Source organism: Vibrio sp. R11-SG3-ISO9 (assembly GCF_059834255.1).
Genome location: NZ_JCBDGU010000012.1, coordinates 99872 through 113805 on the forward strand (window position 1 = coordinate 99872; position 13934 = coordinate 113805).

The window sequence follows — 13934 nt, forward strand, 5'->3', positions numbered from 1 at the left end:
GCCGTGGATAGAGATGTAGATATGATTAAAGGATTAAGTCGGTTATTGAGCCGGATGCACCAAGCTGTTTTCGTTGTGTTGCTATGTTGCGTCACGGTTGGGGTCAAAGCACAAACGCAACCCAATGAACTAAAGAGTATCGATTTTAGAGTTAATCAAGCTCGTGAAGCTGTGATTGTTATTCAGTTGGCCACAAGTAGTACGGTCGTCGACGTGCAGAAAGCTCAAGAGGGACTCAGTATTGAGCTACTTAATACCCAAGTCGCAGATGACAAACTCTACCTTTTAGATGTGAAGGACTTTTCAACCTTGGTGGAAGAGATTGAGGTATTTAGAGAAACACCGAGTACCCGTTTATTCGCAAGCATCAATGCTGATTACGACTATGAGTATCAGATTAACGGGCGTGAAATCGAGGTGGTGATCAGCGCCCCTACAATAGCTGAGGATGAACCTAAGAAGAGTATTCTTGACAGAGAGGGCAAGCTCATCTCGATTAACTTCCAAGATATCCCTGTGCGGAACGTATTGCAGCTTATCGCTGACTATAACGATTTTAACTTGGTGGTGTCTGATTCTGTATCTGGCAACCTCACACTGCGCCTTGATGGTGTGCCATGGCAGCAAGTGCTGGACATCATTCTTCAGGTCAAAGGGCTCGATAAGCGAGTTGATGGTAATGTGATACTGGTAGCTCCGAGAGCCGAACTCGATCTACGAGAACAGCAAGCCCTTGAAAAATCAAGACTAGAGCAAGAGCTAGGGGAGTTGAAGTCAGAGATCATTAAAATTAACTTTGCCAAAGCCACAGATATTGCCGATATGATTGGTGGTGATGGAACCGTTAGCATGCTCTCTGATAGAGGCAGCATTACCATTGATGAACGCACTAACTCTTTGTTGATTCGAGAGCTCGCTGAGAACATTTCGGTGATCCGAGAAATTATCGAGTCACTCGATATTCCAGTAAAACAGGTTCAGATTGAGGCGAGAATCGTTACCGTCACCGAAGGGAATCTAGATGAGCTTGGTGTGCGTTGGGGCGTTTCATCAACCAATGGCAGCTTTAAAGTCGGAGGCTCGATTGAAGGTAATTATCCGACAATCCAGCCCTATAATGGTGGCGATAGCGGTGATGATTCCAGCGCGCTCGATAACTATCTCAACGTCAACCTTGGCGCAACCTCCCCGAATGCATCGAGCATTGCTTTTCAAGTGGCCAAGCTGGGCTCAGACACCTTGCTTGATTTGGAATTATCGGCACTTCAACAAGAGTCAAAAGCGGAGATCATCTCCAGTCCTCGTTTAATCACCACTAATAAGAAACCTGCCTATATTGAGCAGGGAACAGAAATCCCTTACTTAGAATCGTCTTCGAGTGGTGCGACATCGGTATCATTCAAGAAGGCAGTATTGAGCCTTAAGGTGACGCCACAGATAACCCCAGATAACCGCTTGGTGCTGGATCTCAGCGTGACCCAAGATAGGCCCGGACAAGTAGTGAAAACCGGTACAGGCGAAGCGGTGGCAATAGATACTCAGAGAATTGGCACACAGGTTTTGGTCAACAACGGAGAAACCGTAGTGTTGGGAGGGATTTTTCAACATAGTGTGAGTAATACCGTTGATAAGGTGCCAGTTCTTGGTGATTTACCGCTTTTAGGCGCATTATTTCGCCGAAGTTATGAAAATGTAGGGAAAAGTGAGCTGTTGATCTTTGTTACACCTAAAGTTGTGATTCAGTAACGGACAATTAGATCAAAAATAAAGTTGCATTAGTGGCACCTAACCTTGATAATTTCGGGTCTTATCACGAATTATCTGTGAGGAATCGGTGCCACGGGCCTTTTAATTTCAGTATTACTACTGACCTACCTTGTGGCGATGTCATTGAATTAACGTTGTAAATTACTGCTAAACATGGCTGAGAAACGCAATATTTTTCTTGTTGGCCCAATGGGCGCCGGCAAAAGTACAATTGGTAGACACCTAGCTTCCCAACTGCACATGGAGTTTCTAGACTCTGATACTGTGATCGAAGAGCGCACTGGCGCAGACATCGCTTGGGTATTTGATGTAGAAGGTGAAGAAGGTTTCCGTAAACGCGAAGAATCTGTAATCAACGATCTGACAGAAGAGCAAGGTATTGTTCTTGCGACAGGCGGTGGTTCAGTAATGAGCAAAGAAAATCGCAATCGTCTATCTGCACGAGGTATTGTTGTTTACCTTGAAACAACAATTGAAAAGCAACTTGCGCGCACAAACCGCGATAAGAAGCGCCCTCTACTTCAAACGGATAACCCGCGTGATGTGCTAGAAGATCTAGCAATGACTCGCAACGCACTATACGAAGAAGTGGCGGACTACACAGTTCGTACTGACGATCAAAGTGCAAAAGTGGTAGCCAACCAGATCGTAAAAATGCTAGAAGAACGTTAAGTTCAATTTTTTCGGAGAGCAAACCATGGAACGGATTACGGTCAATCTAGCTGAGCGTAGCTACCCAATCTCTATCGGCGCCGGGTTATTTGAAGACCCGGCGTACCTTTCTTTTTTATCTGGCAAACAAAAAGTCGTTGTGATCAGTAATGTCACAGTTGCGCCTTTGTATGCGGATAAAATCTTATCGCTTTTAAGTGATGTTGGCTGTCAAGCATCTCTGCTAGAGCTGCCTGATGGCGAGCAATACAAGACGCTTGAAACCTTTAACACCGTAATGAGCTACATGCTTGAAGGAAATTACAGCCGCGATGTGGTCGTGATTGCTTTAGGTGGCGGTGTGATTGGTGACCTTGTTGGCTTTGCGGCGGCTTGTTACCAGCGCGGTATTGATTTCGTTCAGATTCCAACAACTCTGCTTTCACAGGTTGACTCGTCGGTAGGTGGTAAAACTGCGGTTAACCACCCTATGGGTAAAAACATGATCGGTGCTTTCTATCAACCGAAGTCAGTGATCATTGATACCAACTGTTTATCGACTCTACCTGAGCGCGAGTTTGCAGCGGGTATTGCTGAAGTAATCAAGTACGGCATCATTTATGATGAAGCCTTCTTTAGCTGGCTTGAAGAGAATCTTGATAAGCTGTATCAACTTGACGAGCAAGCACTAACTACAGCGATTGCTCGTTGTTGTGCGATTAAAGCTGAAGTTGTGGCGCAAGATGAGAAAGAGTCAGGAATCCGTGCGTTATTGAACCTAGGTCATACATTTGGTCATGCGATTGAAGCAGAACTAGGCTATGGTAATTGGCTACACGGTGAAGCGGTTTCATCCGGCACGGTTATGGCTGCGAAAACAGCACAGCTGCAGGGTTTGATTACCGAGCAGCAACTTGAGCGCATTATTTCTATACTCAAGAGTGCGAAGTTGCCGATTCATACGCCAGAAAGCATGTCTTTTGAAGATTTCATGAAGCACATGATGCGCGATAAAAAAGTGCTCTCTGGTCAGCTCCGCCTCGTTCTACCAACCAGCATTGGTACAGCCGATGTGGTTGCCGATGTACCTCAGGACATCATCAAACAAGCGATTGATTTCTGTCGTACGCTTTAAGCAAGAAGCAACGTTACTCTGAGCTATTGTGGCTCAGAGTGACAATCTCGATGTTTGGTTGATTTGTCAGTAGGGAAGCCTAATGAGTTTGGCTCATGAATTAAGAGTATTGGAGTTAGAGTCTCAGGTTGAGCTGCTAGAGCGGTTACAACTACTCACCAATTTTGGTTCAAACTTAGTAACTGTAGCGGGTAAGCCCGGTTCAGGAAAAACATGGTTAGCGCAACGCTACCTTGAAGCTTGGGCGACTGATAAAAATCAATGCCTACTGTTTTGTCATCCCAATCAAGACGACCAACAACACCGTGCGCTCATTCTGAGCCAAATCGTTTCCGATCCTCTTTTTAATCAACATGACTCCCTAAGCGATAGCCTAACGCGAATCCTTGATGGTGATTCGTGCGATGTGGTGATCGTGGTTGATAATGCCCATCGATTATCGGAAGTGTTGGTGTCGGAGCTGTGGTTGTTGGTACTCGAAGCGCAAAATAACCCTCAATGGACGATTAATGTTGTTCTGTTTTCAGAAGCGGGACATTTAGATTCTCTCTTAACTCGCTTGAGTTACGGGCAAGAGCATAAGCCCATTGACCTTGAAATTGAGCCTCTATCGGAGCAAGAGGCACTGCAGTTTTTTGAGTCGTTGGTGGTGCGTTATGTGGAAGACGATATGGAAAATCGGGTACGAAGCGCATTTAGGAAAGCTGCGCCTCTGCCGGGTGAGTTAATGGCTCTAGGAGAGTTAAAAGTGGAAAAAAGGATTATTATTCGCTCAATTATTGGCTCACCAACCAACATCGCAATTTTGGTCGCCTTGTTATTGGTTGTGATTGGTGGTGGTTACTGGTGGATGCTTAGTCAGCCAACCCCCGACGATAAAGCAGAATCTCTGATTGCCCCAATTGAGCAGACCGCGATTCCTACCTTTGAAACCAAAGAAAGTGAGAGTGACGAAAATTTGGAAGACGTGACTGCGCCTGAATCTGATGGTGGTAATAGCTATGTCGGTGCAGAAGATGATACCTCCTCTCTACCACCTGTTGTGGTTGAAGAGACAGTAAGCGTAGGGGCAGAGCAAGATACTCAGCAACGTGTGGTTATTACTTCTGATGTTGTTGATGCGCTTCTGGAAGGCAAACCAGAGACGGTCGATACCCAGAATATTGATGATGTTATTGAGGCAAACAGCTCTCCAAGTACTGAAGTTACGGCGCCATCACAAGCGGCGCTTGAAGCCTCCAGTAATGATGAAGGTGCTGCTCGTGAACAAGCAGAACTGGCAGCCCAAGAGGCAGCACAAGCTCCAGTGAAAACCATCACCTTCTCGTTTGCCAGAGATGAACTCAAAGCCTTGTCGCCACGAGCTTATACTCTTCAGCTAGGCGCTATGACAGAGCTTGAAGATGTTCAATCTTTCATTGAGCAGTACGACATTGCTGATGACGTTCGTATCTACCCGACAGTTCGTAATGATATCGAGTGGTTCATTGTCACTTACCAAGATTACCCAACCATTCAAGTGGCTCGAGATGCGGTAGAATCGCTACCAAAAGAGTTACAAGCACTGGAACCTTGGGCAAAATCGATGAATCAAGTACATCGAGAGATAGAACGTGCGAAATAACGCTGAGCTTCGCCTCAAAATATGTTACATTCCGCAGCCTTATTTTTGAGTTGATAGATAGAGCAGTAAATGAAAAAGCAGCGTGCCTTTCTAAAATGGGCTGGTGGTAAATATGGCCTAGTAGAAGATATCCAACGCCACTTGCCGCCTGCTCGTAAATTGGTGGAGCCATTTGTTGGTGCCGGTTCAGTGTTTCTGAACACGGATTATGACCAATACTTATTGGCTGACATCAATCCTGATCTGATCAACCTATACAATCTCCTCAAGACCGATCCTGAGACCTATATTACGGAAGCCAAACGCTGGTTTTGCCCTGAAAACAACCGTAAAGAAGCGTACTTAGATATCCGTGCACAGTTCAACGATACAGATAACGTGATGTACCGTTCGTTGGCATTTTTATACATGAACCGCTTTGGTTTTAATGGCTTATGTCGTTATAACAAAAAAGGTGGCTTTAACGTGCCGTTCGGTTCTTATAAGAAGCCTTACTTCCCTGAAGCTGAGCTAGAGTTCTTTGCTGAGAAAGCTAAGAAAGCGACGTTTGTTTGCGAAGGTTATAGCGAAACCTTTAGCCGCGCTCGTAAAGGTTGTGTAGTGTATTGCGATCCTCCTTATGCACCGCTTTCTACTACTGCTAATTTTACCTCTTACGCAGGTAATGGTTTTTCACTAGATGACCAAGCTGCACTCGCTGACATCGCTGAGAAAACAGCAATAGAGCGTGGCATTCCTGTGTTGATCTCTAACCACGACACCACTTTGACACGCCGCTTGTATCACGGTGCTGACCTTAACGTTGTGAAAGTGAAACGTACTATTAGTCGTAACGGAGCTGGGCGCAATAAAGTCGATGAGCTACTGGCGCTGTTCCGTGCAGAGAAGAACCAACAAGCTGCAGAGTAGAGAAGGTTTAGTGAGCCAATCAACCAATTACATTGCTAGATCCGTTGACTTGGCACTTTGATAAACAATTCCCTTGAACTGCTAGGATCTCTTTCATCGGTTAGGTAGAATTGCGCACCAGATAGTCTTGGGTTTGAGCCTTGTATTTGTGTATGAGATGCCACCAAGGCGGTGATATTCGCATTTTTACTCACTCTTAAGAGGTCTGGTATGAAAGATTTTCTAATCGCTCCATCTATTTTGTCTGCAGATTTTGCTCGTCTTGGTGAAGACGTAGAACGCGTACTTGCAGCGGGTGCTGACGTTGTGCACTTTGATGTGATGGATAACCACTACGTACCAAACCTGACTTTTGGTGCACCTATCTGTAAAGCGCTTCGTGATTACGGTATTACAGCACCGATCGACGTTCACCTAATGGTTAAGCCAGTTGATAACATCGTGCCTGATTTCGCTAAAGCGGGTGCATCGATGATCACGTTCCACGTTGAAGCCTCTGAACACATTGACCGCACACTGCAGCTTATTAAAGAGCACGGCTGTAAAGCGGGTGTAGTATTAAACCCAGCGACACCGCTTTCTTGCCTAGATTACATCATGGACAAGGTTGACTTGATTCTACTGATGTCGGTAAACCCAGGCTTTGGTGGTCAATCTTTCATTCCTCACACTTTAGATAAGTTGCGCGCTGTTCGTAAGATGATCGATGAATCAGGCCGCGATATCCGTCTTGAGATTGATGGCGGTGTAAAAGTGGATAACATTCGCGAAATCGCAGAAGCGGGCGCAGACATGTTTGTTGCGGGTTCTGCAATTTTCAACCAGCCAGATTACAAAGAAGTCATTGATGAGATGCGTGCAGAGCTTGCAAAAGTTAACGCATAAAAGTAGAACTAGGGTCTGTTGACCTAAACTAAAGAATTTAGATAAAGGGGCTGATTGGCCCCTTTTTTACGTCTTATTGCTCAACTCATAAGGCGAATACAAAAATAGGAAAGTAAGATGTCATTAAGCTCAATAAAACTGATTGCCTTTGATTTGGATGGAACCTTGTTGGACAGCGTGCCAGATCTTGCTGTTGCAGCGGACCAAGCGTGTCAGGCGATGGGATTTTCTGCGGTAAGCGAAGAGGAAGTGCGTGATTACGTAGGTAACGGCGCAGATGTTCTGATCGGACGTTCCCTGAGTCGTAGCCTCACGGTCGACCCTCAGCTAGATCCTGAGTTACTAAAGAAAGCTCGTGTGATGTTTGATGACTTCTATGAGCAAGGTGGCCACAAGCTAAGCCACTTGTATCCATCAGTAAAAGAGACACTGGCTGAGCTGCATAAAGCTGGCTTCACTATGGCATTGGTAACTAACAAGCCATCGAAGTTTGTGCCAGATGTGTTAGCGCAGCACGGGATCGATAAGTACTTTGTTGATGTGCTAGGTGGTGATTCGTTCCCAGAAAAGAAACCCAACCCAGTCGCTTTGAACTGGCTGCTAGAGAAGCACAATGTAAAAGCGGACGAAATGCTGATGGTCGGTGATTCAAGCAATGACATTAAAGCGGCGAAGAATGCGGGCTGTTACTCGTTTGGTCTGACTTACGGTTACAACCATGGTGAGCCTATTTCAGCATCAAAACCTGACTACGTGGCAGATAGCGTTGCTCAATTACTAGATGTCGTTCTCGTTTCAGCATAATGCGGACAAAAGTTAGCTAACCTACTAGCAAAATACTTGTCAATGAGTACACTGGATGAGCCGTACAGAAAGAGCTGTGCGGCTTTTCTATATTTAAGTTAAGAAGCTAGTCTGTAAGACGCAACGTTAAACGATTTGAGTTCAAAACTAGCGAACAAGCAAAGGAATTAAAACCATGAGCAAGCCCATCGTATTGAGTGGTGTTCAACCATCAGGTGAACTAAGTATCGGTAACTACTTGGGTGCTCTACGTCAATGGCAACAGATGCAAGATGACTACGATTGCCAATACTGTGTTGTAGACCTTCACGCGGTTACGGTTCGTCAAGATCCTAAAGCTCTGCATGAAGCGACTCTAGACGCACTAGCTATCTGTCTTGCTGTCGGTGTTGATCCAAAGAAGAGCACGCTATTTGTTCAGTCACACGTACCAGAGCATGCTCAACTTGGTTGGCTTCTTAACTGTTACACGCAGATGGGCGAACTGAGCCGTATGACTCAATTCAAAGACAAGTCTGCGCGTCACTCGAACGACGTAAACGTAGGTCTGTTTGATTACCCAGTGCTGATGGCGGCAGATATTCTGCTTTACGGTGCTCACCAAGTACCAGTAGGCAGCGACCAGAAGCAACACCTAGAGTTAGCGCGTGATATCGCGACTCGCTTCAATAACATCTACTCTCCTGAACAGCCAATCTTCGAAGTGCCAGAACCGTACATTCCAACCGTGAATGCACGTGTAATGAGCCTACAAGATGCAACGAAGAAGATGTCTAAGTCTGACGACAACCGTAAGAACGTGATTACACTTCTGGAAGAGCCTAAGTCGATCATCAAGAAGATCAACAAAGCGCAAACCGATGCTGAGATGCCACCGCGCATTGCTCATGATTGGGAAAACAAAGCGGGTATCTCGAACCTGATGGGTCTGTACTCTGCAGCAACGGGTAAAACGTTTGAAGAGATTGAAGCGCAATACCAAGGCGTAGAGATGTACGGTCCATTTAAGAAAGACGTTGGCGCAGCAATCGTTGAGATGCTAGAGCCAATCCAAGCTGAATACCGCCGCATTCGTGAAGATCGTGCCTACATGGACGCAGTAATGAAAGCGGGCGCAGAAAAAGCTTCAGAACGCGCAGCAGTTACCCTGAAGAAAGCTTACGAAGCCGTAGGTTTTGTAACTCGCCCATAGCTGAACTACTTAAGTTAATCGCCAAAAGCCCCTGCGTCTTGCAGGGGCTTTTTGTTTCTGTTGATTTTATTTTATAAAGAGGTTTATTCACCATCTCAATATATAACGCCAGTAATTAATATATATATTTGTAAGCGCGCGTAATCAAAATCACCTTAATTGTTATATTATACCAATTTTCTAAACTATAAAATCAAGCCTTATTAATAATTCACTTAACACCAAATTAATTAACTTTCTGAGATGTAGGGCAATATTTTGAAGATTTAGATGAAATGCTCTATCACACATCACCCATTCTGTTGAATTTATAATCAACGCCGTAATATCAGCGACATAAATGTGAAATAAACCTCATTTATGGTGTTTATCGCTTTATCTAATTACATAAAAGTAAGAGATTACACAGGTTTAATATAACTAAGTAAGCTTGGCTACATTCAGAATCACCCTTGTGAATCTGTGCTTTTTTACGCGTAAATTTCAATCGAAACCATATTTATAAAATAAATGGTTGGAACTTCTGCGCGCTAATTGGCTTTGGAACGATATTCCATTACGAGTGTTGAATTTAAGGAAATAAGTGATGTTAAAAAGAAATGCAGTGGCGCTAGCTATTTCTTCTTTGTTTATGGCATCGGCTGTAAATGCCGTAACTATTTATGAAGATGAGAATGGTGACTTCGTAAAACTCTATGGTGAGGTCGGCGTTGGTGGTCATATTGGCGCTAACTACGAATACGGTGAGTTTTACGCAGACCAAACTTTCATTGATGACTCATTCGCAACCATGGGTGTGAAAGGTAAACAAGACAAGATGCACTATCGCTTAGAGCTGGACTATGAGCGTGAGAACTGGGAATACGGTTCAGGTGATATGGTTCTGGCTATCGATAAGGTCTTTATTGGATACGACCTGTACAAGAGCAAGAATCAAGAACACTACGTAGAGGTAGGTCTAACCGATACTGCATTTGATGATTACGACAAGTGGGGTGACTTCACTTTTGATACCACGGTTGAAACGGGTGAAGCTGGCGACCAAGACATGACCGCAAAGTATGAAGGTAAATACTTTGGCGCAATCAAAGTTGGCGCTTCGTACACCAACCGCGCTGAGTCATCTTCTGGCTCTGAGCTTGGCGAAATCGTGAATGGTTACATTGGTTACTTTGGCGATCGCTTCTCTGTCGTAGCTGGTGCGGAAGGCCGCGGTGGCTCTGATGGTAAATCGAAGTATGGTGAGCAGCGTCTACTAGGTGCGGGCGCGCGCCTTGCTGTGACGGAAACTTTCCACCTTGGTGTTAATGCGTTCTTCGAAGAAGAAGATATTGCACAGTCAAGAACACTGGTTTCAGTTGATCCCGTTACTGGTGAGAAAACATACGTAAACAATGATTTTCAAACTCTAGAGAACAAAGGTTACCTGGCTTCAGCGAAGTACCAGTTTACTGATAATTGGGAGTTCACTGCTTCATACAACTACGAAGAATATGAGCAATGGGCGATTGACAATCGCAATGAGCAAGCAGCAAGTGGCAACGACAAGCACAGCTGGGGTGATGAGCGCGTATGGGGCACATTGGGTGTCAACTACCGTCCAACACGTTCTAGTGTGATTGCACTTGAGTGGAACACTGGTGAAGCAGCTCAAGACGCTTACGCTTACGCTCGCGTTTACTTCTAATTAAATCAGAGAGATATCGAAATGAATAAAAAAATGACTCTACTTGCTGGTGCGATTAGTAGTGTGCTTAGCGGCGCAGCACTGGCTGACATCAATAATATTCTGATTACAGAGTATGTAGAATCGAGCGTTGATAGTTACGCAATCAACAGTGCAATCGAGATCACCAACACAGGTACTACGCCATTTACCTTTACCGACCATGCACTGTATTACAGCAGCTACAAAAACAAAGTTTTAAAGCCGGATGATGCAACCCCAGTACTGAAAGATGTCACTATTGCTGCTGGAGAAAGCATCGTAGTGGTTGGCGACAATGCGACTGCTGATCTGAAAAACGCAGTTGCAGCAAATGGTGCGACGATCGTTTACTCGGGCAGCTACGGCGGCATTGGCCATGACGCACTGAACTTTAATGGTGATGATCCAGTTTGGATTGGTGCGGATAGCAACCCAGATACTATCCACGACATTATTGGTGTTAGCGGTTCAACTTGGGGTAAAGAAGTTACTCTGCGCCGTACAAAAGACGCGACAACTCCAGACAGCTCTTATGTAGAACTACACTGGGCTAACGTAGGTACAGATGTTTACGATGATCTTGGAAAACTAACGCTAGAAGAGCCACCAACACCTCCGCCGCCACCGGTTGAAGTAACTATTGCTGAAGTACAAGGCACAGGTAAGTTTTCTCCACTAGTAGAAGCGGAATTCGGTACGTCTTTAAAAGAAGACAAGTTCTATGAGACAGAAGCATCATACAAGTTAACTGCTTATGTGGGCTACGTACTGCCGAGTGCAGCTAGCGGTCTTTCTAAAGGCTTCTTCCTATACGATCACGATGGTAACCCACTGACTTCAGATGGTCTGTTTGTATATTCAAGCACTCAACCAGCGGTGGGTACAGAAATCACTGTAGTTGGTACTGTCCGCGAATACTTCGGTCAGACACAGTTTAATATGTCAGGTAACTGGGTAGAAACTGGCAATACTGTTACTCCTCCAGGGCCAGTTGAACTAAAACGCCTACCGGAAGACGGTGCTTCTTTTGCGAATACGCTTGAGCGTCACGAAGGTATGTTCGTTAAGCTTGTTGAAGACATGGACGACACTAAGACAGGCAATCAAGATATGCGCGTAACTCGTGCATTTGCCTTCGACTTCGAGCTTTACCACAAAGGTCAGTTCCGTAATAACTTAGCTCTAGCTTATGAAGAGCCTAACTTTCACCCGAACCAAGAGTACGTAGCAGGCAGCTTCGAGTCGATTGCTAAGATCGAACAAAACCGCGATGCGACTCTATTCCTTGATAGTGAAAAAGCACCAAGTAACGGCAAAATCCCGTACTACGCAGACTTTAGTTACGACAACCCAATTCGTATCAATGATGGTATTAAGAACGTAGAAGGTGTTATCGCCTATACCTACGATGAATACCGTCTGGTCGTGAAAGATCCGGCTGCTGGTGGTTATCAGATGACAAGTGCGGATATTACGCCAAATACGCCACGACCAGTTTCAAGTAATGGTGAGTATGACATCGTTAATGAAGATTACGATGCAGGCTTTACGATTAAGGTTGCAACACAAAACGTATTAAACCTGTTCAACTCGCCTTACGGTGGCAGTGCAAACCAGCATGGTGACAACCGTGGTGCAGAGTCGGAAGAAGAGTACGAGCTACAGAAAGCGAAAATCGTTGAAGCTATTTATGGTCTAGACGCAGATATTCTTGGCTTGATGGAAATCGAGAACAACGGTTTTGGTGACTTTGGTGCAATCAAGACGCTTCTTGCTTCTGTTAACGCAAAATACAATGAAGAAGATTACGCTAAGCGCGGTGACCAAGACTCAATCCACAATCGCTACGTTTTTGTTGGCTTCGATAGCAATGGCGACACCATCCTAGATGAAAACGACACGATTGGTACCGATGCAATTACATCAGGTGTAATTTACCGCCCATCGAAAGTCTCTCTTACATCAGGTCGTATTATTCAAATGCCTGAGCAGCATGCTCCGCTAGTTGAGTACCCGGAAGGTGGTGCGATTATTGACGGCGATGGTGCTGTTCGTGAAAGTGGTGACAACTACCAGCGTAATACCGTTGCAGCGACATTTAATGTTCTTAATACAGGTAAGAGTCTAACTGTTGCAATTAACCACTTGAAATCGAAAGGTTCAACTTGTCATGAAGACTGGGTTGGCTGGGAGACTTGGGCTGATTTTGATCCAGTGAACGATGACGTTCGCAACGATGACTACCAAGGTTCTTGTGAAAACTTCCGTGTATCAGCTGCATACCAGCTAGGTACAGAAATGGCGAAAATTGGTGGCGACCAAGTTGTATTGGGTGACATGAACTCATACACCTACGAAGACCCAATGCTTGTTCTTACCGATAACCCAACGGGTAAAGAGATTTACGCATCAAGCTACACCTTTGTTGGCGATGAAGTGTTTGAAAAGAATGGCCAAAAGATCACGACAACATTTGGTTACCTAAATGCAGTTGATTTGAAAACACCTGCTGGCAAAACAGCTTGGAGTTACTCATACAACAACGAAATTGGTTCTTTGGACCACCTTCTAATCACACCTTCACTGAAAGATCGTTTGGTTGATGCTGCTGACTGGCATATCAATGCAGCTGAATCTTCATTGAATGATTACAGCAACTATAAGAAAGCATCTGATGAGGTTTCTAACCCATTCGGCAGAGAAACACCAATCCGTTCTTCTGACCACGATCCAGCAATGGTATCGCTAGGCTACAAGTACGGTGAAGCGGGTGAGTCGAATGTGAACATTGCTGTGAAGAGTGGCCGTGCTGACATCGCATTCCCAGTATCAGCTGATGCGAGATCTGGTGATGTTGCTGAAATCTCTATCTCTCCACAACCACAAAATGTCTCTTTGCCGAAAGTGACGTTGAGTCAAGACGGCGCACAAACAGTAATGTTTGACGTGGTTGGTCTGGATACGGGTACTTACACGATTTCGATGAAGCTGATGGGAGACCGTGTCGCTGCACAAAATGCTGGGGCATCTTCGTCTCAAGTTATTGAGTCGATGACAATGGCAACCAACATTAGCAAGCAAGATTCAAGCAATGTGTCGCCAGTGACACCTGAATACGATGGTTCAGGTGGTAGCTTTGGCTTCGGTGCTCTGTTGTCACTGATTGGCCTTGGTTTCCTACGCCGCCGCCGTCAGTAATTGATAAAAGGGTTAGTAATTTTTACTAACCCTTTCTTTTGAGTAAAGCCGAGGAAACACA

At 45.0% G+C, this 13934-nt stretch carries 9 protein-coding genes and 1 pseudogene; all 10 read left to right on the forward strand.

Translation table 11 applies throughout. The features are described 5' to 3' along the window. Window positions 1-114: 114 nt before the first annotated feature. Window positions 115-1746 (forward strand): annotated as a pseudogene (locus tag AC6R05_RS04900) (type IV pilus secretin PilQ); the annotation flags it as partial. Window positions 1747-1920: 174 nt separating this feature from the next. Further along, a complete protein-coding gene (gene aroK / locus AC6R05_RS04905; RefSeq protein WP_032550005.1) occupies window positions 1921-2439 on the forward strand; it encodes a shikimate kinase AroK in 519 nt (172 codons plus the stop codon). Between the two features lie 25 nt (window positions 2440-2464). Further along, the gene (gene aroB, locus AC6R05_RS04910) at window positions 2465-3553 is read left to right on the forward strand and encodes a 3-dehydroquinate synthase (RefSeq protein ID WP_032550007.1); all 1089 of its coding nucleotides are present in this window, start codon (window positions 2465-2467) and stop codon (window positions 3551-3553) included. Window positions 3554-3635: 82 nt separating this feature from the next. Continuing rightward, window positions 3636-5177, forward strand: coding sequence for an SPOR domain-containing protein (locus AC6R05_RS04915; RefSeq protein WP_500646723.1), 1542 nt, complete (start codon window positions 3636-3638; stop codon window positions 5175-5177). A gap of 69 nt (window positions 5178-5246) precedes the next feature. Beyond that, on the forward strand, window positions 5247-6086 hold the full coding sequence (locus tag AC6R05_RS04920; RefSeq protein WP_500646724.1) for a Dam family site-specific DNA-(adenine-N6)-methyltransferase: 840 nt from the start codon (window positions 5247-5249) through the stop codon (window positions 6084-6086). Between the two features lie 210 nt (window positions 6087-6296). Next, window positions 6297-6971 (forward strand): ribulose-phosphate 3-epimerase, encoded by a 675-nt coding sequence (rpe, locus tag AC6R05_RS04925; protein WP_032550011.1) that lies wholly within the window; start codon window positions 6297-6299, stop codon window positions 6969-6971. Window positions 6972-7088: 117 nt separating this feature from the next. Then, window positions 7089-7775 (forward strand): phosphoglycolate phosphatase, encoded by a 687-nt coding sequence (locus AC6R05_RS04930; protein ID WP_500646725.1) that lies wholly within the window; start codon window positions 7089-7091, stop codon window positions 7773-7775. Between the two features lie 175 nt (window positions 7776-7950). Next, on the forward strand, window positions 7951-8967 hold the full coding sequence (gene trpS / locus AC6R05_RS04935; RefSeq protein ID WP_032550015.1) for a tryptophan--tRNA ligase: 1017 nt from the start codon (window positions 7951-7953) through the stop codon (window positions 8965-8967). Window positions 8968-9553: 586 nt separating this feature from the next. Beyond that, window positions 9554-10654 (forward strand): porin, encoded by a 1101-nt coding sequence (locus AC6R05_RS04940; protein ID WP_032550016.1) that lies wholly within the window; start codon window positions 9554-9556, stop codon window positions 10652-10654. A 21-nt stretch (window positions 10655-10675) separates the two neighbouring features. Beyond that, complete coding sequence (locus AC6R05_RS04945) at window positions 10676-13873, forward strand: ExeM/NucH family extracellular endonuclease (protein ID WP_500646726.1); 3198 nt, start codon at window positions 10676-10678, stop codon at window positions 13871-13873. The last annotated feature ends 61 nt before the right edge of the window (window positions 13874-13934 follow it).